The following is a 26,831-nucleotide window of genomic DNA, read 5'->3' as shown; positions in this document are numbered from 1 at the left end:
AAGCGACGCGACCGCAGGGAGCGCCCTTGAGGGACCGGCCCGAACCGGAGAGACGATGGGACTGACGGGAAACCCCCAAACCCTCACCGCTCCCGAGCAAGTCGGCTGCCGCCCATCGTGTGCCGCTTGACGATCACAGTGCCGCCTGGCAGGTTTCCGGCCCTCGCGTGCCGCTTCACATCCCCGTCCCGCCCGGCACGCTTCCGCCCTCCACGTCCCGCCCGCATATCGGCTCGCCCCCGCAGGCCACCGCCCGCCCCGCCCCCGCCCAGCAGTCAACCCGCCCCCGCCACACCCCCCGCCCGCGGCGGGTGGGCAGCCGCCGACCGGCAGGGGGGTGAGAGGGGGGCGAAGGCCCCGCCCCTTGCACCCACCCCCGCCCCCGGGGCATGCTCGCCGGGGCGAAGCGGAAGGATCATCATGCCGGTGGACAAGCGGACCGTGGTGACGGTGGTGCTGTGTGCTGCGGCGGCTCTGGGGGCTTCCGCCGCCGTGGCCGAGCTGGTGCCGCCGCCCGAAGGGGCTGCGCCCGTACGGGCCAAGGCCGCACCGACCGGGGCGGCGACGGCTCCGCCGCGATCGCAGGCGGCGAAGCCTCAGGGCTCCGCGTCGCCGGGCACCACGCTGCCGCCGGCCGTCACCCCCCAGCCCGGCGGGCCCGCGGCCTTCACCGGGGCGCTGTTCACCAACGGCCTGGACAGTGACCACTTCTGCACCGCCACCGTCGTGCACAGCCCCGGCCGGAACCTGATCGTCACCGCCGGGCACTGCCTGCTCGACGGGGATCAGAGCAAGGGCACTGCCGTCTTCGCGCCCGCGTACGCCAACGGCTTTGCCCCGTACGGCACATGGAAGATCGAGGAAGCTTTCGAGGACGACCGCTGGGCCGAGGGTACGGACGACGACTACGACCTCGCCTTCGCCCGCCTCGCCCCCGACGCGCAGGGCCGCACCATCGAGGACGTGACCGGCGCGGCCGTGCTGGACACGAGCGGCCGCGCGGCCGAGGAGGTCACCGTCACCGGGTACCCCGCCGACCGCAAGGTTCCCCGTACGTGCACGGCGGTCACCGTACGCGAGAGCGCGACCCAGCAGCGGTTCGACTGCGCCGACTTCCCGGGCGGCACCAGCGGCAGCGCGTGGATCGCCCGTGACGGGAAGATCATCGGCATTCTGACGGGCGGTGACACGGACGACGTGTCGACCAGCACCATCCTCGGCGACTACGCCGCCTCGCTGTACGCCAAGGCCACCGGCGCCGCCCCCGCCAAGCGCTGACCGCAACCACCGAGCGCCTGACCGCCAACGCTGCATCCCGCCCCCGCCCCCGTCGCCCCGGCAGACTCGTGCCCATGCAGCAGAAGATCGAAGACATGGCTCACCGCCTGGCCACCGAGGTGCCCGGTGTCGTCGCCGTGCTGCTCGGCGGCAGCCGGGCGCGCGGGGAGCACCGGCCCGACTCCGACTGGGACCTCGGTGTCTACTACCGCGGCGCGCTCGACCTCGCCGCGCTCGGCGCGCTCGCCGGCCCCGGGGTGGAGGTGGCCGGACCGGGCGGCTGGGGACCGTGGGTCGACGGCGGCGCGTGGCTGACGGTCGACGGGGTGGCGGTGGACTGGATCCTGCGGGACGCGGACAGGGTCGGCCGGGTGTGGGAGGACTGCCGCGAGGGCCGGTACGAGGTGGGCGTGCAGGCGGGGCACCCGCTCGGGTTCTGGTCGCCCTGCTACGCCGGCGAGGTGGCGCTCGGCCGGGTGCTGGCGGACCCGGCCGGTGAGCTGACGGAGCTCCGCAACCGGACCGGCCGCTACCCGGAGCCGCTGCGCCGGGCGTTGACGGCGGGCGCGTGGGAGGCGGAGTTCCTCGTCGAAGCCGCCGCGAAGGGCGCCCGACGCGCGGACACGCTGTACGTCTCGCTCTGCCTGTCCCGGGCGGTCGGCGTGCTGGTGCAGGCGCTGTACGCCGAGGACAGGCGCTGGTGCCTCAACGAGAAGGGCGCGCTGGCCGTCGCCGAAACGCTCCCGGGCGCGCCGCCCGGCTTCGGCCCGCGGGTCCGCGCCCTGCTGGGGGAGCCCGGCGCGACCGCCGAGCGGCTGGTGGCGACGGTGGCCGAGGCGCGGCTCCTGGTCGAGGAGACCGTCGCCGCGCTACGGGCCCGCACCACCGGCCGGCGCGCCCCCTGAGCCACCGGCTAGGGGGTGTCTTACGGATCAGGCCGGATGAGGGAGCGGTGTCTGGTGCCGTGCATCGCAAGGCGGACGAGGGAGTCGACGCGGAGCGTCGGCGAGTGAGGACAACGCGGCGAGGCGCGGCACCAGCCACCGCGAGCCCGGCCTGATCCGTAAGACACCCCCTAGGCCAGTAGCCCGAAGTGCACGGGCTCCGAGGGCGCGTTCGCCAGGAGGTCGGGCAGGTGCGGCGGCCAGAGCGGTTCGCCGAGGGTCGCCAGGCGCTGCGGGGAGAGCCACTGCCAGTGGATGTCGGGTGCCTCGAGCACCGGCTCCCGCCGGGGGCCGGTGGTGAGGTAGATGTGCTCGTGCTGGCGGACCGGGATCCCCTGGTGCGTGAAGTCGTGCTCCCAGGTGCACAGCAGCCGCCCGGGCTCGAGGTCGGTCCACCCGGTCTCCTCGCGCAACTCGCGCCGTACGCACTCCTCGGGGCTCTCGCCGGGGTCCATGCCGCCGCCCGGCGGCAGCCAGTGGATGCCCACTTCCACGTTGTTCTCGCGGAAGAGGAACACCGAACCGTTGGGGGACACGATGACAACGCGCGCTGCGTGACGTGGAGTTCGCATGGTTCAGCCTACGCCGGTGATCGCCGGGGCGGGATGGGTCTGCACGCCTGCCCGTCTGCACGCCTGCCCGTCTGCACGCCTGCCCGTCTGCACACCGGCCCGTGTGCACACCGGCACGCCCGCCCGTCTCCCCGCCCGCCCCTGCCCTTTGCCGTCCGCGCGAAGCCCCCGGCACCTCGCGCCCGCCGACCCGGCGCGCGCGAGGTGCCGGCCCGTTCCCCCGGTCCCGGCCGCGCCCCTACCCCGCCGCCAGCGCCAGCGTCGGCGACAGGCGGGCCGCGCGGGTCGCGGGGTAGAGACCGGCCAGGGTGCCGATGGCCAGGGTGGCCGCGAAGCCGCCCGTCACCGCCCAGAGCGGGACCACCCAGGGGAGGCCGCCCGCCCGGGCGTAGACGGCCGTGGCCGCCGCGCCCAGGGCGATGCCGGCCAGGCCGCCGAGACCGGACAGGAGCAGGGACTCCGTCACGAACTGGATCCGGATCTGCCCCTTCGTGCCGCCCAGGGAACGGCGCAGGCCGATCTCGTGCCGGCGTTCCAGCACCGAGATGATCATGGTGTTGGCCACCCCGACCCCGCCCACCAGCAGGGCGATTCCGCCCAGACCCAGCAGCAGCGTGCTGAAGGCGCCCTCCGTGGCCGCCTTCGCCTGGAGCGCCGCCGACGGGTCGCTGACAGCCACCGTGCTCGGGCTCCGGGGGTTGGCGGTCGGGGCGATGAGCGCGCGGACCTGCCGTACCCGCTCGTCCGCCGACCGCTCGTAGACCGCCGTCGGGTGGCCGTCGAAGCCGAGCAGCCGCTCGGCCGCGTCCCACCCGATGAGGGCGGAGCGTTCGATCTCCGGGGCGAGCGGGATGGGCCCCAGGATGCCGATCACCGTGAAGTACCGGCCGCCGATGAAGACCTGGCCGCCGGGCCGGGAGATGCCGAGCCGGCGTGCGGAGACGTCGCCGAGCACGACCGACGGGTAGCGGCCGGTGGCGTCGTTGAGCCAGGTCCCGCTGCTCATCCGCGCCCGCAGGGTGCCGAGCAGGTCGTCCTTGGCGGCCTTCAGCACGATGCCGCCGGTCTCCTCCTCGGGGATGTTCTCCGACCGGCGTACGGACTCTGCCACGTCACCGGTGGTGCCCACCGATTCGACCCCCTCGATACGGGCGATCATGCCGGGGGCGTCCTCGGGCAGCTTGGTGTCCTGCCCGTTGAACATCCCCTGGCCGGGTGTGACGACCAGCATGTTCGTGCCCAGCCGGTCGAGTTCGCGCAGCAACTTGGCCTGGCTGGAGGCCGAGATCCCGACCACCGCGATCATCGTGGCGATGCCGATGGCGATGCCGAGCGCGGAGAGGAAGACCCGCGTCGGCCGCGCGCGCAGACCCGCCGACCCGACGTGCAGGACGTCCCGCGGGGAGAGCCTCGGCGGGCGCAGCTTCCGCACACGGGTACCGGCACGCGTACGCGTACTGCTACTGCCTCTGCCGCGCGTACGCCTCACGCGACCACCGCCGACGCCGCCCCGCGCCGCACGTCCGCCACGATCTGCCCGTCCCGGATCCGCACCTGCCTCGGCAGGCTCGCCGCGATCTCGTTGTCGTGGGTGATGACCGCGATGGTGGCCCCGTCCCGGTTCAGCTCGTGCAGCAGCTCCATCACCGCCTCCCCGGACGCCGTGTCCAGCGCGCCGGTCGGCTCGTCGGCCAGCAGCAGGTCCGGCGCCCCCGCCACCGCGCGGGCGATCGCCACGCGCTGTTTCTGCCCGCCGGACAGCTCGTGCGGCCGGTGGTCCATCCGGTCGCCGAGGCCGACCCGCTCCAGGGCCTCGGCCGCCCGGCGGCGGCGCTGCGACCGTGACAGGCCGGAGTAGAGCAGTCCCTCGGCGACGTTGGCGCGGGCGCTGATGCCCGGTACGAGGTGGAAGGACTGGAAGACGAAGCCGACGTGGCGCGAGCGCAGGGCCGACAGCGCGCGGTCCGACAGGGCCGCGACGTCGTACCCGGCGATGGCGACCCGGCCGGCCGTCGGCCGGTCGAGGGTGCCGACGATGTGCAGCAGGGTGGACTTCCCGGAACCGGACGGGCCGACGATGGCGAGCAGTTCCCCGCGCGCGACGGTCAGGTCCACGCCGCGCAGCGCGGCGACCCCGCCCGGGTACTCCTTGGTGACCCCGGCCAGCTCGACGACCGCCTCGGGTCCGGTGAGGTCGGGATGCGTGTCGGTCACGGCTTCGGCACCCCCACCCGCATGCCCTCCTTGAGGGAGTCGCCGGTCACCTCGACGCGGCCGTTGCCGAACATCCCCAGTTCCACCCTGACCTCGCGCACCCGGCCGTCCTCGACGACCTGGACGCCGAAGCCTCCGCCGGTCAGCGCCAGCAGCGCGTTGACCGGTACGGAGAGCACGCCCTTGCGGATCTCACCGGTCAGGCCGACCGTCACCGGGGACTGGTCAGGGGCCTTGATCGCGGCCGGGTCGTCGAAGGCCACGACGGCCTCGACCTCGCCCTTCTTGTCACCGCCGCCGCCACCGCCCGCGCCCCCGCCGCCTCCGGCCCCGCCCCCCGGCCCGTCCTTGCCCTCCGGGCCGGGGGTGCCGCCGCCCACCGAGTCGATCCGTCCGCCCGCGGAGGCGCCTCCCGGCAGCCGTACGGTGACCTTCTCGCCGACCGCCGCCGCCCCCGCCTTCGCCGCGTCCAGCCGGAAGCGCACGATCCGCTCGGTGCCGGTCAGCGTCAGCACCGGCCGGCCCGGCCCCGGCTCGTCGCCGACGGCCGCCTCGTACTTGCGTATCCGCTGCGGCCCGGAGGCGAAGGCCACGTCCTCCTTGCCGACCTCGCCCGTCTCCGCCGCCTTGTGCGCCTTCTGCCAGCGCTTGACCGCCGTCGCCGTGCCGGCCGTGAAGACCGGGTCCTCCGGGTCGAGTCCGGTCCCGTACCCCAGCGCCTGGAGGTTCCGCTTGAGCTGCCGCACGTCCTCGCCCTTGTCGCCGGCCTTCAGCGGCCGGTACATCGGGACGGCCCCGTACAGCAGGCGCACCGGCCGGCCGTTGATCTCGTACAGCTTCCCGTCCCGCTCGACCGCCGCGCCTTCGCCCGCGATCCACGTGATCACGCCCGGTCCGGCCGCGTTCAGCCTGCGCTCCTGCGCGTAGCCGAGGGTGCCCTCGGCCCGGAGGCCCGCGCTCAGGTCCCCGCGCTGGACGGGCGCCGTGTCCGGAGGCAGCCCCTCCGTCCGCTGCTGGTGCCGTGTGTCCTGCTGCCGGGGCTGGGCCAGCACCGCGTAGGCGCCCCCCGACACGGCCAGCAGCGCCGCCACGGAGACCGGCAGCCATGCCCGCCGCTTCCTCATCGGGCGGCTTCACACTTCTTCATGGCCTCCTCGAAGGCCTTCTCCTGGCCCGGGGGGACCTCCATCGCGGTCATCGTGTTGCCGCTGAAGTCGGGGTCCTTGACGTTCACGCCGTTGGTGCGCAGGCACTGGGCCGTCTTGAGCGCCTGGTCCTTCTGCTCCTGCGTGAGCCCGTTGCCGCCGCCAGGACCCTGCGCGCCGCAGGCCTTCATGGCCTCCTGGAGCTTGGCCTGGTCGACGTCGGCGCCCATGGTCAGGCCGCGCGGGTCCTTGCCGGGTTCGGGGTCGGGCGCGTCTATGCCCTTGTCGCGCAGGCACTTGCGCAGCTTGAGCGCGTCGTCGATCTGCTGGGCGCTGGGCCCGTTGCCGCCACCGCTGCCGCCGGCGTTCGAGCCTTCGTCGCCGGAGCCGTTTCCGCCGGAGGTGCCGGCCGAGCATCCGGTGACGGCGAGGGCCAGTCCGGTGAACACCGCGGCCGAGGTCATGATGAGGGTTCGCTTCATGGGCCCGAGCCTGCGCCGGAACGGGATTTCGCTTCCCTCTCCGACTCCGCTTACAACGACGAAATGCCGGTCTCCGGTAAAGAGGACGGCATGCGCGTACTGGTGGTGGAGGACGAGGAATTCCTCCGGGAGATGATCGCCGAAGGGCTGCGCCGTGACGCGCTGGCCGTCGACGAGGCGGCCGACGGCCTGGAGGCCCTGCGGCGGCTGCGCCTGGGCGCGTACGACGTCCTCGTCCTCGACCGGGACCTGCCCGGCCTGCACGGCGACGAGGTGTGCAGGCAGGTGGTGCGGGAGCGGCTGCTGACCCGGGTGCTGATGCTGACCGCGTCCGGGACCGTACGGGACCGCGTCGAAGGCCTGGGCCTGGGCGCCGACGACTACCTCACCAAGCCCTTCGCCTACGACGAGCTCCTCGCCCGCGTCCTGGCGCTCGGCCGGCGCGCCCGCCCCGCCCTGCCACCCGTACTGGAGCGGGCCGGTCTCGCCATCGACACCGCCCGCCGCACCGCCGCGCGGGACGGGCACCGGCTCGCGCTGTCCCGCAAGGAGTTCGCCGTACTGGAGGCGCTGCTGCGTGCCGAGGGCGCCGTGGTCAGCAGCGACGACCTGATCGAGGAGGTGTGGGAGCAGGACACCAGCTACTCCACGAACGCCGTGCGCGTCACGCTCAGCAAGCTCCGCGCCAAGCTGGGCGAGCCGCCGGTGATCGAGACGGTGCCGGGCGCGGGCTACCGGATCGCCGGATGAAGGGCTTCGGCGTCCTGCGCACCGAACGCGCCCGGCTCACGGGGCTGTACGGGACCCTGCTGCTCCTCGCGGGCGGTGGACTGGTCGCGCTGGTCTACGTCCTGGTCGGCCAGGGGCTGTACACGAGCGTCAGCGGAGCCGTCAGTACGGTCAGTCCCGCGCTGCGCCGCGGCGAGGTGCCGCCACCGGACCCCGGCCGCAGCCCGGAGCCCGCCAGGACCGTGGCGCCGGGAGAACAGCCTCCCGGACCGGACCTGAAGGACCTGAAGGCCTACGGCTTCACCCACACCCTGTCGGACGCCGTCACCGAGGCCATGCAGCGGCGGCTGCTGACCGTCTCGCTGGTCGCCCTGGCCGTCTTCGCCGTGCTGTCGATCTGGCTGGCGTGGTGGATGGCCGGTCGGGTGCTGCGTCCCCTCGCCGTGATCACCGCGACGGCGCGCCGGCTGTCGGGGGAGAACCTGCACGAGCGGATCGCCCTGGACGCCCCGCCCGGCGAGCTCAAGGAACTCGCCGACACCTTCGACGCGATGCTGGGGCGGATGGAGCATCTGGTCTCCGCGCAGCGGCGGTTCGCGGCGAACGCGGCGCACGAGCTGCGCACCCCGCTCGCGGTGCAGCGTGCGGCGGCCGAGATCGGGCTGGCGGGGGATCCGCCGCCGGAGCGGGTCGCCCGCATCCGGGCGAAGCTGATCGGGGTCGCGGATTCCAGCGAGCACCTCATCGAGTCGCTGCTGCTGCTCGCGGTGTCGGAGGAAGGACCGCAGTCCGGCCGGCCGGCGGAGCGGGTGGACGTCGCGGCGCTCGCCGCGGCCGAGTTGGAGGCCTGCCCGCACCAGGGGCTGACGGTGGAGCGGACGCTCGCGCCGCTGACCGTGACCGGTGACCGGACGCTGCTGGGCCACCTGGTCCGGAACCTGCTGGGCAATGCCGTACGTCACAACCGTGCGGGCGGCCGGCTCGGCGTGGCCACCACCGCCGACGGGGAGCTGGTGGTGTCCAACACCGGCCCGTTGATCGATCCGGTCGATGTGCCGATGCTCCTGGAGCCGTTCCGGCGGCGCGCCGAGCGGCAGCACACCGCAGGTGAGGGCGCCGGGTTGGGGCTTTCGATCGTGGCCTCGATCGCGCGGGCGCACGGCGCGGAGCTGGTGGCGCGGGCCAATCCGGCGCCCGACGGCGGGCTGACGGTCAGCGTCCGCTTCCGGCCGGCGGAGCCCCGGCGGGCGGAGAGCGGTCGGTAGTTTCGAAGGGCGGCTGATGTACGGTCGGTTGAATGAGCAAGCACGCCCGAGCCCGCTCCAGCCGACCGAGCACGTCCCGTCGCGTGGCCTTCGCCGCCACCTTCTGCCTGCTGACCTGCACGGCCGGCTGGGTGTACGCCGTCGAGGACGAGGCGGGCGGCGCCGCCGCCCCGCAGGCCCGCGCGGACGGTCGCCCGCCGGCACCGGAGCGGGCCGGCCGGGCCGCGCGCGACGCCGACCGGGCCGGCCTCCAGGGCCTGAGCGGCATCAGCGAGCAGACCCGGGCGAAGATCCCGGCCGAGTCCCGCCAGCTCGTCCTGGTCACCGGCAAGGCCAAGGACTCCTCGGAGTCCACCGCCACGCTGTACACCCGCCCCGAGGTCGGCGCCGACTGGGTCCGGGTCGCGAGCTGGCCGGCCCGCAACGGTGCCAAGGGCTGGTCCACGGAGCGCACGTACGGCGATCTGACCTCCCCGCAGGGCGTCTTCGCGCTGACCGACGCGGGCGGCCTGCTCCCGCCCCCGCCCGGCACCCGGCTCCCGTACGACAAGAACCGCGCCTTCGTGGCGACGGGCCGCGGGGTGAACGGCGAGTCCCTGGCCGGGTCCTTCGACTACGTCGTCGCCATCGACTTCAACCGCAGGCCGGGCACTTCGCCGCTGGACCCCACCAAGCCGGAGGGCGAGCGCAAGGGCGGGAACATCTGGCTCCACGTGGACCACGACGGCCCCTCCCAGGGCTGCGTCGGGATCCCGAAGGAAGCGATGAAGAAACTCCTGGAAACCCTGGACCCCTCCGCCAAACCGATCATCGCGATGGGCCCGTCCGGCTTTTGATCCCTCCCCGTCAGATCCTGACGACCCGGATCCGGTTCCCGCACAGCTGGGACAGATCCTCGGGATCCGAGGTCAGCAAGGTGACGGGTCCGGGCTGGTCGAGAGCGGTCGCCGCCACGATGGCGTCCATCGCGTACTTGTGCCCGTGCAGCCCGGCGGCGGCAAGCAGCTTGCTCGCATGGCGTGCGATGGCTTCGCTCGGCGGGATGATGTTCACTCGGGAGACCGCGTAATCGAATCGGGCCTGCTTGACCCGGGGGTCCCGTGCCTCGACGAGGGTGACCGAGCTGATCACCACTCGGATGTCCTCGGCTTCGGCAGCAGTCAGCCACTCCAGCAGGCCGCGTTCTTGGCGTACGAGCCGAGAGAGCCCCTCGCAGTCGAGGACCAGCGCCCCGCTCACGCGGCGTCCGACGAGGCAGCTGTCTCGCCGCGCAGGACCGCTCGTTTCGCCTCGACGGCGGCCGGGTCGGCCGGTCCGTTCACGGACTCGGAGTCCTCGATCAGCTCTCGGAGCCGGTCGCGCTCCAGCTGTCGCTGAATGATCGCCTCGATGTATGCGGACATGCCGCGCTTGCCGGTGCGCGCCTTGAGTGCCGCGATCGTCCCTTCGTGCAGCGAAACGGACACGGGTCGCGTCGGGCCCTCGCCAGGTGCGGGCTGGTCTGTCATGCCGCCATCGTAACAAAACTCATGTTATTCAGCCTCTGTGTGGTCGTCGTCCGGAGGTCCGCCAGGCGGCGTTACTGGTCCCTGGCTTCCGCCAAGCGCCGGTCCAGTTCCCGGTCGAGGTCCTGCTGCTCGGCAGCGGTCGGGGCGTAGCCGCTCCCTGCTTGCGGGACGGTGCCCGCCCGCTCGGCCGGAGTCGGCAGGCTCTCGGCGAGACGCGCCAGGTAGGCGCGCAGCGACAGCCCCTCGGTGGCAGCCATCGCCGCGAGTCGGTCCTTGGCTTCCCGGGGGATGCGGATCTGGGCATCGGTCATCGTCGTGCTCCTTCCCGTGGCGTCACGGTACGGGTACGGCTCATCGCCCGTCCTCCATTCGCCACGCGGGATCGGGGCTCACCCCTTGCCTGACGGACCGTCAGCTACGACGATGGCCCGGCACCGATATGACGAATCGGCAGTCGAGTCAGACGAAGGCGAGGCGGGCCCGGCATGGCGCGCGTGTTTCCGGAAGGTCGGCTGGTCTACGGGATGCAGCTCCCGGTCCAGTCGCAGAGCACCCTCTACGCCGAGCCCTGGGAGGCGTCGGCCACCGCCGCCGACCTCGCCGAGGTCGCGCGGGCCGCGGACAGGGCCGGCTTCGGGTACGTGGCCACCTGCGACCACGTGGCCATCCCGCGGCGGCTCGCCGGCCCCATGAGCACCGTCTGGTACGACCCCGTGGCCACCCTCTCCTTCCTCGCCGGCATCACCGAGAACGTCCGGCTCCTCAGCCACGTCGCCATCCTGGGCCTGCGCCACCCCCTGATCAGCGCCAAGCAGTACGCCACCCTCGACCACCTCTCGGGCGGCCGGCTGATCCTCGGCGTCGGCGCCGGGCACGTGCAGGAGGAGTTCGAGGTCCTCGGCGCGGACTTCGCCCGCCGCGGGGCCGTGCTCGACGAGACCCTGGACGCGCTGCGGGCCGCCCTCGGCCCCGAGGAGTATCCGGAGTTCCAGGGCGAGCTGTTCTCCTTCAAGGACCTCGGCCAGCTGCCCCGGCCCGCCCAGGAGCGGATCCCCGTATGGGTCGGCGGCTCCTCGCCCGCCGCCGTGCGCCGCGCCGCCGTCCGCGGGGACGGCTGGCTCCCGCAGGGCGACCCGCGCGGTGCGCTGCCGGGGCAGATCGCCCGGATCAAGGAGCTCAGGGAGGCGGCCGGGGTCGAGGGTCCGATCGAGTTCGGGGCGATCACCGAGCCGCTCTATGTCGGCCGGCCCGGCTGGGACACCGGCCGCCGGGCCCTGACCGGCGCGCCGGAGGCACTCGCCGAGTCCCTGCGGGAGTACGGGGCGCTCGGCGTGGACCAGATCCAGGTCCGCTTCCGCAATCGCGACCGCGCCGAACTGGTGGACCAGATCACCGCTTTCGGGGCCGAGGTGGCCCCCCTCCTCAACGATTAGGGGTACGGGCATGGGCAAGCTGGACGGGCGCGTGGTGATCATCACCGGCGCCGCACGCGGTCAGGGCGAGCAGGAGGCCCGTCTCTTCGCCGCCGAGGGCGCCAAGGTGCTCCTCGGGGACGTACTGGACGAGCAGGGAGCCGCCGTCGCCAAGGACATCGGAGAGGACCGGGCCCGGTACGTACGGATGGACGTGAGCCGGGAGGAGGACTGGGCGGGGGCCATAGCGGCCGCCAAGGAGGCCTTCGGCAAGATCGACGGCCTGGTCAACAACGCGGGCATCCTGCGCTTCAACGAGCTGACCGCGACCCCGCTGGAGGAGTTCCAGCAGGTGGTGCAGGTCAACCAGGTGGGCGCCTTCCTCGGCATCAAGTCGGTCGCCCCCGAGATCGAGGCGGCCGGCGGCGGCACCATCGTCAACACCTCCTCCTACACCGGCCTGACCGGCATGGCGTACGTCGGCACGTACGCGGCGACCAAGGCGGCGATCCTCGGTCTGACCCGGGTGGCGGCGCTGGAGCTGGCCGCCAAGAACATCCGGGTCAACGCGATGTGCCCGGGTGCCGTGGACACCCCGATGGCCAACCCCGGCCTGCTGGATCCGGCGAACATGACCGACGAGGCCCGGGACGCGATGGCCGAGCTGTACAAGCGGGTCGTGCCGATGGGGCGGGTCGGGCAGCCGGAGGAGATCGCCAGGCTGGCCCTCTTCCTGACCGGCGGGGACTCCTCCTACATCACCGGCCAGCCGTTCGTCATCGACGGCGGCTGGATGGCCGGCGTCAGCATCCTCTGATCTCGCTTATCTGATGGAGTGTCAGGTATTGACGCTCGCGCCCCCGCGATGGAACAGTCGAGACATCGAATCTGACGCAACGTCAGAAACCAAAGGACGGTGAACCCCCTTGGAATTCGGGCTCTTTGTGCAGGGATACGTGCCTGAGGCGCGGTCCAAGGTCGACCCCGAGGCAGAGCACAAGGCGCTGATCGAGGAGACCGAGTACGTCATCCAGGCCGACAAGTCGGGCTTCAAGTACGCCTGGGCCTCGGAGCACCACTTCCTGGAGGAGTACTCGCACCTGTCGGCGAACGAGGTGTTCCTCGGGTACCTCGCCCACGCCACCGAGCGGATCCACCTCGGCTCCGGCATCTTCAACCCCCTCGCCCCGGTGAACCACCCGGTCAAGGTGGCCGAGAAGGTCGCCATGCTCGACCACCTCTCCAAGGGCCGCTTCGAATTCGGCACGGGCCGCGGCGCCGGAAGCCACGAGATCCTCGGCTTCCTGCCCGGCATCACCGACATGAACCACACCAAGGAGATCTGGGAGGAGACCATCGCGGAGTTCCCCAAGATGTTCCTCCAGGAGGAATACGAGGGGTTCCAGGGCAAGCACTGGTCGCTGCCCCCGCGCAAGATCTTCCCCAAGCCGTACGGCAAGGCCCACCCGGCCATGTGGTACGCCGCCGGTTCCCCCTCCTCGTACGCCATGGCGGCGAAGAAGGGGCTCGGCGTGCTGGGCTTCAGCGTGCAGAAGGTCTCCGACATGGAATGGGTCCTGGAGCAGTACAAGACGGCGATCCAGGAGGCGAAGGCCATCGGCGCCTTCGTCAACGACAACGTCATGGTCACCTCGACCGCGATCTGCGCCGAGACCCACGACAAGGCGGTGGAGATCGCGGTCAACGCGAACATGAACCGCTTCCAGTCGCTGGTCTTCCGCTACCACGACACCTTCCCGCGGCCCGAGGCGATCCCGCAGTGGCCCGAGACCCTGCCGGAGTACAACGCGGAGATCATCGAACTCCTCATCGCGGAGGAGCTGCTGATCTGCGGCGACCCGTCCGAGGTCCGCGCCCAGTGCAAGCGGTGGGAGCAGGCGGGTGCCGACCAGCTCTCCTTCGGTCTGCCCACGGGGGTTTCGAAGGAGGACACGCTCACCACGATCAAGCTGATCGGCGAGCACGTGATCCCGCACATCGACACCGACCCGGTCCACCGGACCACGCGCTTCCGCCAGGCCGTCTGACCCGGCGGAGGACCGGGGCGGCGCCTTCCCGGACCGCCGTCCCGCCCGTGCCCCGGCCGGGGCCCCGCCGAGCCGCGGCCGCCCGGTGGCCTCCGGCCGGGGTACGGGGACGCAGGTGCGGCGCTGCTGCTGGGGCTCGGCCCCAGACCCCGCGCCTCAAACGCCGGCGAGGCTGGATTTGGCTGCTGCCGTCCGCCTGGCCGGGCTGGATTGCCCGCAGGGCAATTTCAGCCCCTCCGGCGTTTGAGGAGCGGGGTACGGGGCGGAGCCCCGGGTCTTTCAGCCTCGCCGGCGTTTGAGGCGCGGGGTCTGGGGCGGAGCCCCAGCAGCGGCGCCGCACACGAAGGCAATCCCAGCCCCGCCGGCGCTTGAGGCGTGGAGCCCACACGGAGAAGGGACGTCATGCTCGACCACCTCATCAAGGGCGCGACCGTCGTGGACGGCACCGGCGCCCCCGCCCGCGTCGCAGACGTCGGCATTCGCGACGGGCGGATCGCCCTCATCGCCGAGCCCGGAACGGTCACCGAAGGGGCCAGGACCAGCGAGGACGCCACCGGCCTGGTGCTCACCCCCGGTTTCATCGACCCCCACACGCACTACGACGCCCAGCTCTTCTGGGACCCGTACGCCACCCCCTCCATGAACCACGGCGTCACCACCGTCGCCGGCGGCAACTGCGGTTTCACCCTGGCCCCGCTCAACCCCGCCCGCCCCGAGGACGCCGACTACACGCGCCGCATGATGAGCAAGGTCGAGGGCATGGCCCTCAAGGCTCTGGAGGAGGGCGTCGACTGGACCTGGTCCACCTTCGGCGAGTACCTCGACGCCCTGGAGGGGCGGATCGCCGTCAACGCCGGTTTCATGGTCGGCCACTGCGCCCTGCGCCGCCACGTCATGGGCGAGGACGCCGTCGGAGGCCAGCCCACCCCCGCGCAGATGGAGGAGATGCTGGCCCTCTTCCACGACGCCATGAACGCCGGCGCCTGGGGCCTGTCCACCACGCAGTCGTCCACCCACTCCGACGGTTCGGGCGCCCCCGTCGCCTCCCGGCACGCCAGGCCGGCCGAGCTCCTCGCCCTCTCCAGGGCCGTCGCCGAACACGAGGGCACCCAGCTCGAAGCGATCGTCGCGGGCTGTCTCGACCAGTTCTCCGACGAGGAGATCGACCTCTTCGTCGACATGAGCGCCGCCGCCGGGCGCCCCCTCAACTGGAACGTCCTCACCATCGACGCCGCCGTCCCGGAGCGCGTCCCGCGCCAGCTGGTCCCGAGCGAGCGCGCCCGCAAGGCCGGCGGCCGGATCGTCGCCCTCACCATGCCGATCCTCACCCCCATGAACATGTCGCTCGGCACCTTCTGCGCGCTCAACCTCATCCCCGGCTGGGGCGAGATCCTCGGCCTGCCCGTCCCCGAGCGGATCGAGAAGCTCCGCGACGCGGACGTACGGGCCGGGATGCTGCGCCGGGCCGACAGCAAGGAGGCCGGCGTCTTCCGGCGCCTGGCCAACTTCGGCCGCTACGTCATCGGGGACACGTACAGCAAGGAGAACGAGGGCCTCTCCGGCCGGGTCGTGAACGACATCGCGGCCGAGCGCGGCCAGGACCCCTTCCACTGCCTGGTGGAGATCTGCGCCAACGACGACCTGCGTACGGTGCTGTGGCCGATGCCCACCGACAACGACCCGGCGAGCTGGGCGCTGCGCGCCGAGACCTGGCAGCACGAGGACGTCATGCTGGGCGGCTCCGATGCCGGTGCGCACCTGGACCGGATGTGCGGGGCCCCGTACACGACGCGTTTCCTCGGCGACTGCCTGCGCGGCCGCAAGCTGGTCCCGCTGGAGCAGGCGGTACGGATGCTCACGGACGACCCGGCCCGACTGTTCGGGCTGCGCGAGCGCGGGCGGGTGGCGGAGGGCTACCACGCGGACCTGGTGCTCTTCGACCCGGAACGCATCGAGGCCGGCCCGGCGACGCTGGTCCACGACCTGCCCGGCGACAGCCCCCGGCTGGACGCGCGGGCGATCGGGATCGTGTCCGTACGGGTCAACGGCGTGGAGACCATCCGCGACGACGAGGTGACGGGCGCGGTACCGGGCATCGTGCTCCGGTCCGGCCGGGACACGAGGACGGTGAGCACCCGGTGACGGACGCGCAGAAGCTGTACATCGGCGGCGAGTGGGCCGAGCCGGACGCCGGCCACTACGAGGTGGTCAACCCGGCGGACGAATCCGTCGTCGGTCTCGCGCCCGAGGCCTCGCGCGGGCAGGTGGAGGAGGCGGCGCGCGCCGCGGCGGGGGCCTTCGAGGCCTGGTCCCGGACGCGGCCTGAGGAGCGGGCGGCGATCCTCGACCGGGCCGCGGACATCATGCAGCGGGAGTTCGAGCCGTGGGCGGCCTTGGCCCGGGCGGAGACGGGCGCGCCGACCGGGATCGCGCGCGGCATGCAGGTCGGGGTCGGGGTCTCCCGCTTCCGGCGGTACGCGAAGGGCGCCCTGGAGCCGGTCGAGCGGGGTCTTCCGCCGCAGGTGACGGAGGCCGGCCCGATGGGGAAGGCGAGCATCCTGGGGGCGCTGGAGGTGCGCCAGCCGGTCGGCGTGGTCACCTGCATCACCTCGTACAACAACCCGTGGGCCAATCCGGCGGGCAAGGTGGCCCCGGCGCTGGCCATGGGCAACACGGTGGTGGTCAAGCCGGCCCCGCAGGATCCGCTGTCGGTGTTCAAGATGGCCGAGGCCCTGCACGAGGCCGGGGTGCCGGCGGGCGTGGTCAACGTGGTGTCGGGGCAGTCGGTGGAGGTCGGCGAGGCCGCCGTGGACTCCCCGTACGTGGACATGGTGTCCTTCACCGGTTCCACGGGCGTCGGCCAGCGCATCGCGGAGGTCTGCGGACGGACGATGAAGCGGCAGCTGATGGAGCTGGGCGGCAAGGGAGCCGCGGTCGTCATGGACGACGCGGACCTGGACGCGGCGGTGATGGGCATCGGGACGACCTTCTCCTTCTACTCCGGGCAGATCTGCACGGCTCCGACGCGGGTGATCGCGCACCGGGCGGTCTACGACCGGCTGATCGAGAAGCTCACCGGCTACCTGGCCTTCATGAAGGTCGGCGACCCGGCGGCGCCGGGCACGGTGGTGGGGCCGGTGATCTCGGCGGCGCACCGCGACCGCGTGGAGTCGTACGTCGAGCTGGGCCGCAAGGAGGGGGCGCGGATCGCGTACGGCGGCGAGCGCCCGGTGGTGGGGGAGGGCCGCGGCTTCTACGTGGCGCCGACCCTGCTCGTGGACTGCACGAACGACATGCGCGTGGTCCGGGAGGAGATCTTCGGCCCGGTGGTCGTGGTGGTCCCCTTCGACGGGGACGGGGAAAGGGGAGAGGACGAGGCGGTCCGGCTGGCCAACGACAGCGATTTCGGCCTGCTGAGCTACGTGTGGTCCGGGGACGCGGCCCGGGCGTTCCGCGTGGCGCGGCGGCTGCGGGCCGGCGGGGTGGGCGTGAACACCATCGGCCGGAACATGGAGGCGCCCTTCGGCGGCTTCAAGAAGTCGGGCGTGGGACGGGACGTGGGCTCATACGCCCTCCACGCCTACAGCGAAACCCAGTCGATCGTATGGACTTGACCAAAAGTTGACCGGGAAACTTTGAAACCGGTCAAAACGGACAACGCTGCGATTTCCGCATGATGAAAGCGCACATCCAGGCCCGCCGAAACAATGATCGGCGGGCTCGTGCGCCTTTCATTAAGTGATTGTTAAGTCCTGGGACCTCAGATTTCGAAGGCGTTTTGGCTCGCCCGGATCCGGACTCGAAACCTCCGGATGTGGAATGCGTACCGTCTAACGTCCTGACTCATGACTCAGCTGGACGTTCGGCCTCAGGTCGGAGACACGGTAAGCGGCGTCGCCGAGGGCGACGTCCGCGGCAAGGGACTCGGCAAGGGATCCGTCGGACTGGTGGGCAGTGCCGTCATCGGCATCTCCACCGTCGCCCCCGTCTACTGCCTGACCTCCACCCTCGGCTCCACCGCCGGCGAGGTCGGCGTGCAGATGCCGGCGGTGTTCCTGGCCGGCTTCCTCCCGATGCTCCTGGTGGCCTTCGCCTACCGCGAGCTCAACAAGGCCGTGCCGGACTGCGGCACCTCCTTCACCTGGACCGTCAAGGCCTTCGGCCCGCGGATCGGCTGGATGTGCGGCTGGGGCCTGGTGATCGCCACGATCATCGTCCTCTCCAACCTCGCCGGCGTCGCCACCTCCTACTTCTGGCTGCTGGCCGGTGAGATCACGGGCAACCCGTCGATCGCCGCCCTGGACGACAACAAGCTCGTCCACATCACCACCTGCCTCACCCTGATCGCCGTCGCCACCGCCATCAGCTACCGCGGCATGACGGCCACCAAGGGCGTCCAGTACACCCTCGTCGGCCTCCAGCTCGTGGTCCTCGCGATCTTCGTCGCGATGGCTCTCCAGAAGGCCTCGGCCGGCACCTTCGACACCGGCCTGGACTTCTCCTGGCAGTGGATGAACCCCTTCGCGGTCGAGTCCATGGCGGCCTTCACCGCCGGGCTCTCCCTCTCGATCTTCATGTACTGGGGCTGGGACACCTGTCTCACCGCCAACGAGGAGACCATCGGCTCGGCCAAGACCCCCGGCCGCGCCTCGCTCATCGCGATGGTCGTCCTGGTCGGCTCCTACCTGGCCACCGGCATCGCCGCCCAGATGGCCGTCGGCGCCGGCGGAGAGGGCCTGGGCCTGGGCAACGAGGAGACCTCCGGCAACGTCTTCGCCGCCCTCGCCGGCCCCGTCATGGGCCCGGTGCTCGGCATCCTGCTCTTCGTCGCGGTCCTGGCCTCCGCCGCCGCGTCCCTGCAGACCACCTTCATCCCGGTGGCCCGTACGGTCCTGGCGATGTCGACGTACGAGGCCCTGCCGGCCTCCTACGCCAAGGTCCACCCGAAGTTCAAGACCCCGGGCCGCGCCACGGTCATGGCGGGCCTCGCCACCGGCGCCTTCTACACGGTGATGACCCTCGTCAGCGAGAACGTACTCACCGACACGATCTTCGCGCTCGGCCTGATGATCTGCTTCTACTACGCGCTGACGGCCTTCGCCTGCGCCTGGTACTTCCGCAAGGAACTCGGCCGCTCCGCCCGCGACCTCTTCTTCAAGGGCGTCTTCCCGGTCCTGGGCGGCGTGCTGCTCGCGGCGGTCTTCTTCAAGACCCTCTACGACGCCTGGGACCCGTCCTACGGCTCCGGCTCCCACATCCCCGGCCTGGACGTCGGCAACGTCTTCGTCATCGGCGTCGGCCTGCTGGCCCTCGGCCTGGTCATCATGTTCGTCACCGAGCGCCGCAGCCCCGCCTTCTTCCGCGGCGAGGTCCTCACCACCTCCACCCCGGCCCTGGTCGTCGAGGACTGACCCGGGGCGCCCAGCGCCCCGCACCACCGGCCGAGTCATCGCCCGCGGCCCCGGATCGCCCCGATCCGGGGCCGCGGGCGTTCGTACGGGCGGCCGCGGGCCGGCGGAGGTCTCCCTCCAAAAGGGGGCCGGGACGGTGACCGGGCGGGGCCGGGGTCGTTGGGCCGGGCATGACTGCCATGAAGCGGACTCTTGCCGGCCTGATCCTGTCCGGGGGCGCAGCCCTCGCCCTCACCCCCGTCGCCGCGCACGCGGACGCGACGGCCGACGCGAGCGGCAAGGAGGCGCCGCCGATCGCCCAGCGGCTCACGGAGATCGTCGACCACCCGGGCCAGACCGTCCAGGACACGAAGACCGCGGTCGGGGTGACCGCCGCGGCGGCCGGGTCTGCCACCAAGGCCACCGACTCCTCCCTCGCCGGCACCGGCACGGCCCTGTCGGGACTGCCGAAGACCCCGAAGGTCAAGTAACCGTACGGGTGACCGGGCCATCGGGCGGCGGCGCTCGTTGAGCAGGGCATGATCCTCTGGTTGCTCAATCACCTCAGCACCCTCGTCATCGCCGTCCTCCTCGTCGGCGGTATCACCGCCCTCGCCATGGCCGGGAGCGTGGCCGCCCGCCGCCGCTTCCCGCACCTGGCCAAGGGGGACCACAACGAGATGGTCGGGGTCGCGCTCGGCATGTTCGGCGCGATCTACGGCATCATCCTCGCCTTCGTCGTCGTCACCCTGTGGACGCAGCTGGAGAACACCCAGACCATCGTCGCCACCGAGGCCACCGACCTGGCCCTCGTCGTACGCAGCGCCGACGCCTTCCCCGCGGCCGACCGCGCGAAGGTGAACGAGGCGGTCAGCGCCTACACGCACGCCGTCGTCGAGGTCCAGTGGCCCCTGATGCGCGACGGGCGGCCGAGCTACGAAGCGACCGCAGCCCAGACGCGGGCCCTGTACGCGGCCCTCCAGGCGTACGAACCGCAGGGCACCCGCGCCGAGACCTTCTACGCGGAGGCGGTCACCCGCCTCAACGACGTCGCCGCCCAGCGCCGGGCGCGCGTCACGATGGCCGAGACCTCCCTGCCGGTCCTGCTCCAGGTGCTGGTCTACGGGGGCGCGCTCGTGATCGTCCCGCTCACCTTCCTGTTCGGGCTCCGCAGCCTGAGGATGCAGCTGCTCTTCGTATCGGCGGTGGCCGGGCTGATCGGCTTCAGCCTGCTCCTGGTGATGGCACTGGACCGCCCCTTCGCGGGGGACCTGAGCGTGAGCCCGGCTCCCTACAAGGAGGCGGCCCTGGCGCAGTTCTGGGCGGCCGGCTGACCGACGCCTCAGCCCCAGGTGCGCGAGCAGAGCACGAGGCGGTAGCCGTCGGGGTCCTCGACGGTGACCCCCCACTCGTCCCAGTACGGGTTGTGAGCGGCGACCCGGGTCCCGCCGTGGTCGACGAGGCGCTGGACGAGGGCCTCGTCCGGCGCCTCGCCCAGGTAGACCACGAACAGGTCGTCGACGGTGGGCGCGGGCACGATCGGGTTCCCGGCGTCCCGGGTGAGCTCGAAGTGCCAGCCGCCCCCGGCCGGCCCGACCATCAGCAGGTCGTGCTCGCCGGGCACGCTCTCGGCACTGCGCCACTGGACCTCGAGCCCGAGCCCGTCGACGTAGAACCGCTCGGCGGCCTTCAGGTCCAGGGAGGGCCGGGCGACACGGATGTGGGTACGTGAGTCGATCATGACCTCAGCGTACGAAATCCGCGGGCGCCGGTGACCGCCGCGATCCGGCACGACGAAACCAAGAACGTGTCGCAGGTCAGAGGTACTGGGCGAAGTCGTCCAGGGTGCGCAGGACCTCCGGCTCCCCGGACGAGGGGAGTTGGAGGACGATCTCCTCCAGGCCGAGGTCGGCGTAGTGGGCCATTTTGCCGGGGGTGGGCTGCACGGCGTACGGGATCACCTGGAGGGACTTCGGGTCGCGGCCCGCGGTTTCCCAGACCTGGCGCAGGACCGGCATGGATTCGGTCAGGCCGCGGCCGCCGATCGGGAGCCAGCCGTCGGCGTGGTCGGCGATGGCGGCGAAGAGCTTCGGGCCGGCCGCGCCGCCGATCAGGGTGCGGGGGCCGTACAGGGGGACGCCGGGGCCCAGTTCGCGCGGGGCCTGGACCGGCTTCGGGTGGGCGGCGCTGGCCTGGACCGAGGAGAACTCGCCGACGTACGCCGTGGGCTCGGGTGCCCACAGGGCGCGCATCAGCGCCATCCGGTCGCGGACCAGCTCCCGGCGGGTGGCCCAGTCGACGCCGTGGTCGGCGGCCTCCTCCACGTTCCACCCGTATCCGATGCCGAGGGTGAAGCGGCCGCCGGACAGGTGGTCCAGCGTGGCGATCTGCTTCGCGAGGTCGATGGGGTCGTGCTGCGCGACCAGGGTGATCCCGGTGCCGAGCCGGAGCCGCTCGGTCACGGCGGCCGCCTGCGCCAGGGCCACGAAGGGGTCGAGGGTGCGCCCGTACATCTCCGGGAGCTCGCCGCCCATGGGCGCGCCGGTGTCGCGGACGACGGGGATGTGCGTGTGCTCGGGCAGGTACAGGCCGGAGAAACCGCGCTCCTCCAGGCTCCGGGCGAGGCGGACGGGCGAGACGGTGCGGTCGGTGAGGAAGATGGTCGTGGCGATCCGCATGGCTTCAGGCACCTCCGAGACGTGGGAACCGCAACGGTACGGGGTGAGCGCACGAAAGTTGAGGGGGTGTCAGGCCAGCCACCCTCCTGCCGGCGAGTCGACCAGGCCTCGTACGAGATCTGCCGACCCCTTGGCAAAGCCGCCTGGGCGGCGTCAGGGAGCAGAGGTGCTGCCGGGCAGCGCGTAATCCGAGCCGAAGCAGTCCTGAATGGCCTTCTCGGTGTCCGGGCGGCCGGAGAAGTGAAGCCGCGACGCGTTCTCGGCCGGCTTGGCGAACGGATTGTCGTCGAAGTAGATCGACCACCAGTAGACGCCCTTCATCTTCCGCTCTTTGACGACCCGGCAGACGGCGCGGTACCAGTTCGCCTGCACCTGCGTATTGAGGGGTCCCGTGACGTGGAAATCACCGGGCTTCTCGTAGGCGCCCGCCATCGCGCCGATGCCTGCCTCGGAGATCACGATCCCGGAAAGGGGGCCACGGGACTTCTTGTCCAGCCAGTCGTTCCACCCCTTCACCAGGGTGTCCACCGGAGCGGTGTCGGGTGCCTTCACCGGGAAGTAGGCGTCCACCCCAAGCTGTTCGACCGGCATGGTGACCCGGCCCGCCACGTAGTTGTCGTAGTTGGCGTCGTAGCCGATCTCGCCCGAGTAGCGCTTCCGCGCGGTGTCGGCGAGCGCCTTCCAGTGAGGGTCGCCCTCCAGCGAGTTGAGCTCCGTCGCCAGAGTGAACGAGGCGACCTTGTGTTTCTCCGCCACGTCCAGGTACGGGCCCAGGAACGTCCTGTAGGAGGCGAACCAGGCGTCCCTGTCGGACGGTTTGATGGTTCCGCGCCAATTGGGGTAGCCGCCGAGCGACTTCTCGTCCATCAGCGGCCGCACGGTGGTGCGCAGACCCGCGTCCTGGAAGACCTTGATCACGGTTTCGAGGCGCTCCGGGCTCGGTGTGCCAGGACCGGCGGTCGTCTTGGTCGAGGTGACGGTCCCCGTGTAGAAGGGGAAGGAGATCGACACCGAATTCGCCTTGAGGCCGATCAGGTACCTGGCCTGCAGGTGCGCCTTCTCCCTGATCTCGGTGTCCGATTGCCGGGGATTGTCCTCCCAGTAGATCTGTACGCCCCATTGCGGCATGCCCGGCTTCCACGGATGGGCCACCGTGACGGGAGGGGCAGGAGGGGGCTGGGTGCCGGTGCCGGCACCGGCCGGTGGCTTCGCGTCGCTGCCGGGCGCATCGGCGGTCGCTTTGGGGCCGGTGTGCGCACCGCCCATCACCACGTGGGGCATCGCGGATCCGGATGTCCACCGCACGGGGTGGTTGCCTAAGGCCAGCGGGGCGACGATCACACTGGTGATGACCGTGACCGGGAAGACCGCGAGTAGGGGTATGCGAGATCGTTTCATGAGAGGGAGGTTCCTGGGGAGGGGTCAGGCGGGCTTGGCGATGACGACGAACTTGTTCTCTTCGCGTCGCACGAACTTGATGAATCCGCGGAACCCGCCGAGTCCCTCCAGAATGGAGAACAAGGGTATGAGGCCTATGACGACGATGGGCTCCCACCACTTGCGCCTGCCGCTGAGAGAGACCAGGGCGTTCAGCCGCAGTCCTTCCCAGTAGGTCCACACCACGTAGGCGAAGTTGAGGGACCACAGGACGACGACCGACTGCGCGACGGGCGAGGTGTTCATGTTTCCCGTGAACCACGCGATCAGCAGCACGGCCCCGATGTGCTGGAGCGGACCGAGGATCCACGTGGTCACGCAGATGGAGAGGAACCACCGGTAGCGCAGCGGAATGGTCCGGTTGAAGCAGAGGGCCACCAGACCCCAGGCCCAGCGCTCACGCTGCTTGACGAAGTCGCGCGCACTGGCCGGAGAGGCTCCGTAGCACCGGCCGTTGAACCAGTCGCTGCGACCGGGGTAGAGGCGGCAGAAGTTCAAGGCCAGCTGGGCGTCCTCCACGATGGCCTTGGGGCCGAAGTCCCAGCCGATGGTGGCCTCGATGGAGGCGCGCAGCAGCAGCAGCTCGCCGTGGACGCCGGCCACGGGGGTGCCCATGCCGGTCAGCGCCCTGAAGCGGGCGATGTCGTCGGCGGGGCGCACCGCGTCGGCGAGCCAGGTGAACATGTTGACGGCGTTCTCGCGCGGGTAGGTGAGAATGCCCTGCGCCATGTGCTTGGCGTCGTCCGGGTGGCTCCTGCGCTGCCGGTTGATGAACTGGGCGACGGCGGCCGAGGTGTCCGGTCCGACGGCGGTGTCGTCGTCCATGTGCAGGACCCAGACGTCGTCCAGCGCCTCGCCCTCGGCGATGCGCAGCTCGTGTGAATAGTGGTTGGCTCGCGCCTTGAAGCGGGTCCCGTTGGGCGTGGCGTACGCCTTCGGCACGGTGACGACCCGGATGAGCGGACTGCGATCCTCCAGCGCCTGGATCCGATCCGCCGCCTCACAGCCCTCTTCGGTGAGCACATCGACTCGCATGTGCGGGAAGTACTGGGGAAGGTGATCCACGTACGACAGGACGGAACGTTCCAGTGCCGGGTAGGTGTCGTGCCGCCCGATCGTCGGGACCAGGGCGATCAGGAAGTCCTGCTCCACGGACGCCGCCGGGATCATCTCGTGCGCACGCCGCACCCGGCGTCTGATCAGAAGAGCACCTTGCAGTCCCACCAGCACGCCGACGACCGGCAGCGACCACACGATCGTCAGTGCCCACGCCAACGGCGTGTTGTTCGGCAGGTACGACCACAGCCCGAAGCCGAGCAGGATCAGGAAGGGGAGCAGGAACGGCAGGATGCCGGGCTTCCAGGAGGCATGACGCTGCGCCATCCTGGCGCCGTGCCGGGTGGCTGAACGGTCCGTGTGACGGGTGGTGGCGGTCATTGAACGGGTCTCCGAGTAAGGCGACATGGAACGTGCCGCCGCCTAACTGCCGGGTTGCGGCGGCTGCGGCGGCTGCTGTCCGGGGTGGGGCGGGCCCGGCTGCTGCGGGTACTGATACGGGTTCGGCGTCTGGTAGGGCATCTGCTGCACCTGATGGGCAGGCGGCACGAGTGGTGCCTGCTGGTGATGCTGCGGGTATCCGTACTGGCCCGGTGGCACCGGGGGAGCGGGTTGCTGCGCGAACGGGGCGGCCTGCTGCGACCAGGGGCTGACGGGCGGCACCCACGGCTCGTACACAGCGGCCTCCCTGACCAGCGAGACGACCAGCGTCGACGTGACGAGCAACCCCACGGCGAACGTGGCCAGCTTCAGCTGCCCTTCGGTGGTGTGCATGAACCAGTCGTTCTGCCGGCTGTCGAACAGCGCGCCGGTGAGGCTGCGGAGCCTGTTGTACCCCTCGATGAGGGCGGCGCCACAAGCCAGCCCGCGGGCCCAGGAGTTGCCGCGCAGGATCAGCAGGCCGGCCGCCACGTACACCACGGCCAGGTTCAGGTCCGCGGTGTCAGCGCGTCCGGAGCCGTCACCGAGCCCGAAGTAGACGATGCCCTTGGCGAAGTCGGCGGCGCCGACCTGCCAGAAGCAGCTGTACGCGGCCCAGCCGAGCAGAACCACAGCCCAGCCCAGGGCGATGTACGCGGCAACGCGGTGGAGGAGTGGAACCGCGGCGGCTGCCCGGCCGGAGCCCGGACCCGTGGAGAGGGGCATTGCTCTCACCTCGTCTGGATGGAGGGGAACAGCTGGATGGCAGGGACACGGCGGCACCGGAGTGACACCGCTCGAATTCTGGCAGCGGAGTATGGCGTCCGGGTCTTCACCGCTGAAAACGGTCCGGTCCTGGACGTGTCACGTTGGTCTCAGCGATCGCCATATCCGTTGCGAGTCGGCGGAGTCCGGTCCGCCGGTGAGCACGCGCGGCGAGCCGTACGTGGCCATCAGATCGGCGGGGGTGTTCATTCCCTGCGGTCCCGACCGGTTGTGCTGGGTGAGCCCCTGGCCCCACACCGTCCAGATCACCCAGGGAGTCCTCTCCAGCGTTCGGGGCTGGGCGCTGTTGACCGGTACGTGGAACGATTCGGCCATCATCCGCGGCTTGCGGTAGTCGGCGAGATCGTCGTACCACTTCTTCGTCCACACGCCACCGCCGAAGGGCCTGCGGGGGCTGCCGCTGTAGTCGTCCACGCCGACGACGTCCACGTACCGTTCGCCCGGGTAGTAGTCCCATGGTTCGCTGCCATGGATGTGGTCCCAGGCGCTCGGCGACCAGACGAAGATCAGATTGTGCAGGCGCCGGGTCTCCACCAGTTGTGCGTAGAGCGTCCGCCAGAGCGTCTTGTAGTCCTCGGGCGCCAGGCCCGACCACCAGAAGCCGTCCTGACCACCGGCGTTCATCTCGTGGTAGGGCCGCAGCAGCACGGGTACGCCGATGGCCGCCAGGTAGCCGAGATGGTCGGCGAGGAAGGACAGATCGAGGAGCAGCGCCCGGTGCTCCTGGGTGCCGGGCGTCAGCAGTCTGCCGATCCAGCCGGGATCCGCGGCGGCGGGCGAGTTCCGCCGCATCGTTTCCTCGTAGCCCTTGATCCTGCTGCCGGGCCACGGCTGGTGGAAGGACATACCGACGAGGCCCGCCGGCCGGCCGCCGTTCTGGGGCAGCTCAGAGGCGGATCCGTCGCTGCGGCTCTCCTTGCCGTCCCGGTTGTACGTGCCCTCGTCGGCGCGCGGAAGCCCCGACCAGACACCCACTGCCAGGTCGACGGCATCGTCGACGTACGCCCATTCCCTGCGCCGGGAGGGCCAGGCGGACGAGTAGGGTCGCGGCCGGTCCACGCCCCAGCCGTCCGTCTCGTAGCCGGGGCCGAGGTCCACCTCGACGAATCCCGGAAGCTTGCCGGTGATGTCTGCCGGCTTCCGGTAGTAGTAGCCGGGCTGCTTCAGTCCCTGGTAGTCGCCGTAGTCGGGATTGTTGAGCTCGTTGTGGAGCTCGATGTGCTGTCCGATGACGGTGGCGCGCGGGCGTCCGGCCCTGGCCTCGTTCTCCAGGTCGGCGAGCATCCGGAAGACGGCGCGGGCCGAGGGGGATGCTGCGGGGTCGCGCAGGGAGAGTTCACGGTCGACCGACGGCACGCCGCGAGCGGTGTCGGAGCCCCGTACGGTCCGCAGACCGGCATAGCCGAGCGCCCCGATCACGGCGCCGCCTCCGCTGAGGATCGCCGTACGGCGTCTCACATCCCCTCC

Annotated in this window: 27 protein-coding genes; 13 read left to right on the top strand and 14 right to left on the bottom strand. The window is 71.4% G+C overall.

Going from position 1 to position 26,831, the window contains the following annotated elements; genetic code table 11:
- Positions 1 to 420 precede the first annotated feature (420 nt).
- A complete protein-coding gene (locus ACIP5M_RS31585; protein ID WP_401203124.1) occupies positions 421 to 1,278 on the top strand; it encodes a trypsin-like serine peptidase in 858 nt (285 codons plus the stop codon).
- Positions 1,279 to 1,352: 74 nt separating this feature from the next.
- Positions 1,353 to 2,183, top strand: coding sequence for a DUF4037 domain-containing protein (locus ACIP5M_RS31580; protein WP_401203121.1), 831 nt, complete (start codon positions 1,353 to 1,355; stop codon positions 2,181 to 2,183).
- Between the two features lie 170 nt (positions 2,184 to 2,353).
- Here ACIP5M_RS31580 and ACIP5M_RS31575 read toward each other — a convergent pair whose 3' ends face one another.
- The 5 genes from ACIP5M_RS31575 to ACIP5M_RS31555 all read right to left on the bottom strand — a co-directional run bounded on the left by ACIP5M_RS31575 (position 2,354) and on the right by ACIP5M_RS31555 (position 6,635).
- Positions 2,354 to 2,794 (bottom strand): NUDIX hydrolase, encoded by a 441-nt coding sequence (locus ACIP5M_RS31575; protein ID WP_401203118.1) that lies wholly within the window; start codon positions 2,792 to 2,794, stop codon positions 2,354 to 2,356.
- 238 nt (positions 2,795 to 3,032) lie between these two features.
- Positions 3,033 to 4,226 (bottom strand): ABC transporter permease, encoded by a 1,194-nt coding sequence (locus tag ACIP5M_RS31570; protein WP_401203115.1) that lies wholly within the window; start codon positions 4,224 to 4,226, stop codon positions 3,033 to 3,035.
- 53 nt (positions 4,227 to 4,279) lie between these two features.
- Positions 4,280 to 5,008 carry an ABC transporter ATP-binding protein gene (locus tag ACIP5M_RS31565; RefSeq protein ID WP_401203112.1) on the bottom strand — a complete coding sequence of 243 codons (729 nt, stop codon included), beginning with the start codon at positions 5,006 to 5,008 and terminating at the stop codon, positions 4,280 to 4,282.
- A complete protein-coding gene (locus ACIP5M_RS31560; RefSeq protein ID WP_401203110.1) occupies positions 5,005 to 6,132 on the bottom strand; it encodes a peptidoglycan-binding protein in 1,128 nt (375 codons plus the stop codon). The genes ACIP5M_RS31565 and ACIP5M_RS31560 overlap by 4 nt, the downstream gene beginning before the upstream one ends.
- Positions 6,129 to 6,635, bottom strand: coding sequence for a hypothetical protein (locus ACIP5M_RS31555; RefSeq protein WP_401203108.1), 507 nt, complete (start codon positions 6,633 to 6,635; stop codon positions 6,129 to 6,131). The genes ACIP5M_RS31560 and ACIP5M_RS31555 overlap by 4 nt, the downstream gene beginning before the upstream one ends.
- Before the next feature lie 90 nt (positions 6,636 to 6,725).
- Here ACIP5M_RS31555 and ACIP5M_RS31550 point away from each other — a divergent pair, with 90 nt between their 5' ends.
- Genes ACIP5M_RS31550 through ACIP5M_RS31540 form a run of 3 tightly spaced genes read left to right on the top strand, consistent with a single transcriptional unit; the run spans position 6,726 to position 9,465 of the window.
- Positions 6,726 to 7,385: a response regulator transcription factor gene (locus ACIP5M_RS31550; RefSeq protein ID WP_401203106.1), complete on the top strand. Its 660-nt coding sequence runs from the start codon at positions 6,726 to 6,728 to the stop codon at positions 7,383 to 7,385.
- A complete protein-coding gene (locus ACIP5M_RS31545; protein ID WP_401203104.1) occupies positions 7,382 to 8,629 on the top strand; it encodes a sensor histidine kinase in 1,248 nt (415 codons plus the stop codon). Before ACIP5M_RS31550 ends, ACIP5M_RS31545 begins: the two co-directional genes overlap by 4 nt.
- Positions 8,630 to 8,661: 32 nt before the next feature.
- Positions 8,662 to 9,465 (top strand): L,D-transpeptidase family protein, encoded by an 804-nt coding sequence (locus tag ACIP5M_RS31540; protein ID WP_401203101.1) that lies wholly within the window; start codon positions 8,662 to 8,664, stop codon positions 9,463 to 9,465.
- A gap of 10 nt (positions 9,466 to 9,475) precedes the next feature.
- Here the strand turns inward: ACIP5M_RS31540 and ACIP5M_RS31535 are convergent, their stop codons facing one another.
- The 3 genes from ACIP5M_RS31535 to ACIP5M_RS31525 all read right to left on the bottom strand — a co-directional run bounded on the left by ACIP5M_RS31535 (position 9,476) and on the right by ACIP5M_RS31525 (position 10,448).
- Positions 9,476 to 9,868 (bottom strand): type II toxin-antitoxin system VapC family toxin, encoded by a 393-nt coding sequence (locus ACIP5M_RS31535; RefSeq protein WP_401203099.1) that lies wholly within the window; start codon positions 9,866 to 9,868, stop codon positions 9,476 to 9,478.
- Positions 9,865 to 10,137: a hypothetical protein gene (locus ACIP5M_RS31530; RefSeq protein WP_401203097.1), complete on the bottom strand. Its 273-nt coding sequence runs from the start codon at positions 10,135 to 10,137 to the stop codon at positions 9,865 to 9,867. The genes ACIP5M_RS31535 and ACIP5M_RS31530 overlap by 4 nt, the downstream gene beginning before the upstream one ends.
- Positions 10,138 to 10,208: 71 nt before the next feature.
- Complete coding sequence (locus ACIP5M_RS31525; RefSeq protein ID WP_401203094.1) at positions 10,209 to 10,448, bottom strand: hypothetical protein; 240 nt, start codon at positions 10,446 to 10,448, stop codon at positions 10,209 to 10,211.
- Positions 10,449 to 10,622: 174 nt separating this feature from the next.
- Between ACIP5M_RS31525 and ACIP5M_RS31520 the strand changes: the two genes are divergently transcribed.
- The 8 genes from ACIP5M_RS31520 to ACIP5M_RS31485 all read left to right on the top strand — a co-directional run bounded on the left by ACIP5M_RS31520 (position 10,623) and on the right by ACIP5M_RS31485 (position 20,321).
- Complete coding sequence (locus tag ACIP5M_RS31520) at positions 10,623 to 11,570, top strand: TIGR03619 family F420-dependent LLM class oxidoreductase (protein WP_401203091.1); 948 nt, start codon at positions 10,623 to 10,625, stop codon at positions 11,568 to 11,570.
- A 10-nt stretch (positions 11,571 to 11,580) separates the two neighbouring features.
- Positions 11,581 to 12,366, top strand: a complete 786-nt coding sequence (locus tag ACIP5M_RS31515; RefSeq protein ID WP_401203088.1) for an SDR family NAD(P)-dependent oxidoreductase — start codon at positions 11,581 to 11,583, stop codon at positions 12,364 to 12,366.
- Positions 12,367 to 12,475: 109 nt separating this feature from the next.
- Positions 12,476 to 13,597, top strand: coding sequence for an LLM class flavin-dependent oxidoreductase (locus ACIP5M_RS31510; protein ID WP_401203085.1), 1,122 nt, complete (start codon positions 12,476 to 12,478; stop codon positions 13,595 to 13,597).
- 402 nt (positions 13,598 to 13,999) lie between these two features.
- A complete protein-coding gene (locus ACIP5M_RS31505) occupies positions 14,000 to 15,739 on the top strand; it encodes an amidohydrolase family protein (RefSeq protein ID WP_401203083.1) in 1,740 nt (579 codons plus the stop codon).
- Positions 15,736 to 17,211 carry an aldehyde dehydrogenase family protein gene (locus tag ACIP5M_RS31500; RefSeq protein WP_401203080.1) on the top strand — a complete coding sequence of 492 codons (1,476 nt, stop codon included), beginning with the start codon at positions 15,736 to 15,738 and terminating at the stop codon, positions 17,209 to 17,211. The genes ACIP5M_RS31505 and ACIP5M_RS31500 overlap by 4 nt, the downstream gene beginning before the upstream one ends.
- A gap of 231 nt (positions 17,212 to 17,442) precedes the next feature.
- Positions 17,443 to 19,008: an APC family permease gene (locus ACIP5M_RS31495; RefSeq protein WP_401203077.1), complete on the top strand. Its 1,566-nt coding sequence runs from the start codon at positions 17,443 to 17,445 to the stop codon at positions 19,006 to 19,008.
- A 179-nt stretch (positions 19,009 to 19,187) separates the two neighbouring features.
- On the top strand, positions 19,188 to 19,478 hold the full coding sequence (locus ACIP5M_RS31490; protein WP_401203074.1) for a hypothetical protein: 291 nt from the start codon (positions 19,188 to 19,190) through the stop codon (positions 19,476 to 19,478).
- A gap of 48 nt (positions 19,479 to 19,526) precedes the next feature.
- Positions 19,527 to 20,321 (top strand): DUF4239 domain-containing protein, encoded by a 795-nt coding sequence (locus tag ACIP5M_RS31485; RefSeq protein WP_401203072.1) that lies wholly within the window; start codon positions 19,527 to 19,529, stop codon positions 20,319 to 20,321.
- A gap of 8 nt (positions 20,322 to 20,329) precedes the next feature.
- On the opposite strand, the gene ACIP5M_RS31480 is transcribed toward ACIP5M_RS31485, so the two are convergent.
- From ACIP5M_RS31480 to ACIP5M_RS31455, 6 genes are all read right to left on the bottom strand, one after another.
- On the bottom strand, positions 20,330 to 20,728 hold the full coding sequence (locus ACIP5M_RS31480) for a VOC family protein (RefSeq protein WP_401203069.1): 399 nt from the start codon (positions 20,726 to 20,728) through the stop codon (positions 20,330 to 20,332).
- A gap of 76 nt (positions 20,729 to 20,804) precedes the next feature.
- Positions 20,805 to 21,665, bottom strand: coding sequence for an LLM class F420-dependent oxidoreductase (locus ACIP5M_RS31475; RefSeq protein WP_401203067.1), 861 nt, complete (start codon positions 21,663 to 21,665; stop codon positions 20,805 to 20,807).
- Between the two features lie 153 nt (positions 21,666 to 21,818).
- Complete coding sequence (locus tag ACIP5M_RS31470; protein WP_401203064.1) at positions 21,819 to 23,063, bottom strand: glycoside hydrolase family 113; 1,245 nt, start codon at positions 23,061 to 23,063, stop codon at positions 21,819 to 21,821.
- A gap of 24 nt (positions 23,064 to 23,087) precedes the next feature.
- Positions 23,088 to 24,539 (bottom strand): glycosyltransferase family 2 protein, encoded by a 1,452-nt coding sequence (locus ACIP5M_RS31465; protein ID WP_401203061.1) that lies wholly within the window; start codon positions 24,537 to 24,539, stop codon positions 23,088 to 23,090.
- A 42-nt stretch (positions 24,540 to 24,581) separates the two neighbouring features.
- The gene (locus tag ACIP5M_RS31460; protein ID WP_401203059.1) at positions 24,582 to 25,304 is read right to left on the bottom strand and encodes a hypothetical protein; all 723 of its coding nucleotides are present in this window, start codon (positions 25,302 to 25,304) and stop codon (positions 24,582 to 24,584) included.
- Positions 25,305 to 25,442: 138 nt separating this feature from the next.
- Positions 25,443 to 26,822 (bottom strand): glycoside hydrolase family 26 protein, encoded by a 1,380-nt coding sequence (locus ACIP5M_RS31455; protein ID WP_401203057.1) that lies wholly within the window; start codon positions 26,820 to 26,822, stop codon positions 25,443 to 25,445.
- Positions 26,823 to 26,831 lie beyond the last annotated feature (9 nt).

The sequence above is a fragment of the Streptomyces sp. NPDC088762 genome, assembly GCF_044750905.1.
Classification (GTDB): domain Bacteria; phylum Actinomycetota; class Actinomycetes; order Streptomycetales; family Streptomycetaceae; genus Streptomyces.
This window is presented reverse-complemented; position numbering and strand designations above follow the sequence as displayed.

Coding starts and splice junctions, on each gene's coding strand:
- ACIP5M_RS31530 (WP_401203097.1), bottom strand. CDS start 10,137: ATGACAGACCAGCCCGCACCTGGCGAGGGCCCGACGCGACCCGTGTCC.
- ACIP5M_RS31545 (WP_401203104.1), top strand. CDS start 7,382: ATGAAGGGCTTCGGCGTCCTGCGCACCGAACGCGCCCGGCTCACGGGG.
- ACIP5M_RS31555 (WP_401203108.1), bottom strand. CDS start 6,635: ATGAAGCGAACCCTCATCATGACCTCGGCCGCGGTGTTCACCGGACTG.
- ACIP5M_RS31495 (WP_401203077.1), top strand. CDS start 17,443: ATGACTCAGCTGGACGTTCGGCCTCAGGTCGGAGACACGGTAAGCGGC.
- ACIP5M_RS31480 (WP_401203069.1), bottom strand. CDS start 20,728: ATGATCGACTCACGTACCCACATCCGTGTCGCCCGGCCCTCCCTGGAC.
- ACIP5M_RS31525 (WP_401203094.1), bottom strand. CDS start 10,448: ATGACCGATGCCCAGATCCGCATCCCCCGGGAAGCCAAGGACCGACTC.
- ACIP5M_RS31560 (WP_401203110.1), bottom strand. CDS start 6,132: ATGAGGAAGCGGCGGGCATGGCTGCCGGTCTCCGTGGCGGCGCTGCTG.
- ACIP5M_RS31505 (WP_401203083.1), top strand. CDS start 14,000: ATGCTCGACCACCTCATCAAGGGCGCGACCGTCGTGGACGGCACCGGC.
- ACIP5M_RS31490 (WP_401203074.1), top strand. CDS start 19,188: ATGAAGCGGACTCTTGCCGGCCTGATCCTGTCCGGGGGCGCAGCCCTC.
- ACIP5M_RS31475 (WP_401203067.1), bottom strand. CDS start 21,665: ATGCGGATCGCCACGACCATCTTCCTCACCGACCGCACCGTCTCGCCC.
- ACIP5M_RS31580 (WP_401203121.1), top strand. CDS start 1,353: ATGCAGCAGAAGATCGAAGACATGGCTCACCGCCTGGCCACCGAGGTG.
- ACIP5M_RS31485 (WP_401203072.1), top strand. CDS start 19,527: ATGATCCTCTGGTTGCTCAATCACCTCAGCACCCTCGTCATCGCCGTC.
- ACIP5M_RS31520 (WP_401203091.1), top strand. CDS start 10,623: ATGGCGCGCGTGTTTCCGGAAGGTCGGCTGGTCTACGGGATGCAGCTC.
- ACIP5M_RS31575 (WP_401203118.1), bottom strand. CDS start 2,794: ATGCGAACTCCACGTCACGCAGCGCGCGTTGTCATCGTGTCCCCCAAC.
- ACIP5M_RS31550 (WP_401203106.1), top strand. CDS start 6,726: ATGCGCGTACTGGTGGTGGAGGACGAGGAATTCCTCCGGGAGATGATC.
- ACIP5M_RS31540 (WP_401203101.1), top strand. CDS start 8,662: ATGAGCAAGCACGCCCGAGCCCGCTCCAGCCGACCGAGCACGTCCCGT.
- ACIP5M_RS31465 (WP_401203061.1), bottom strand. CDS start 24,539: ATGACCGCCACCACCCGTCACACGGACCGTTCAGCCACCCGGCACGGC.
- ACIP5M_RS31515 (WP_401203088.1), top strand. CDS start 11,581: ATGGGCAAGCTGGACGGGCGCGTGGTGATCATCACCGGCGCCGCACGC.
- ACIP5M_RS31460 (WP_401203059.1), bottom strand. CDS start 25,304: ATGCCCCTCTCCACGGGTCCGGGCTCCGGCCGGGCAGCCGCCGCGGTT.
- ACIP5M_RS31585 (WP_401203124.1), top strand. CDS start 421: ATGCCGGTGGACAAGCGGACCGTGGTGACGGTGGTGCTGTGTGCTGCG.
- ACIP5M_RS31470 (WP_401203064.1), bottom strand. CDS start 23,063: ATGAAACGATCTCGCATACCCCTACTCGCGGTCTTCCCGGTCACGGTC.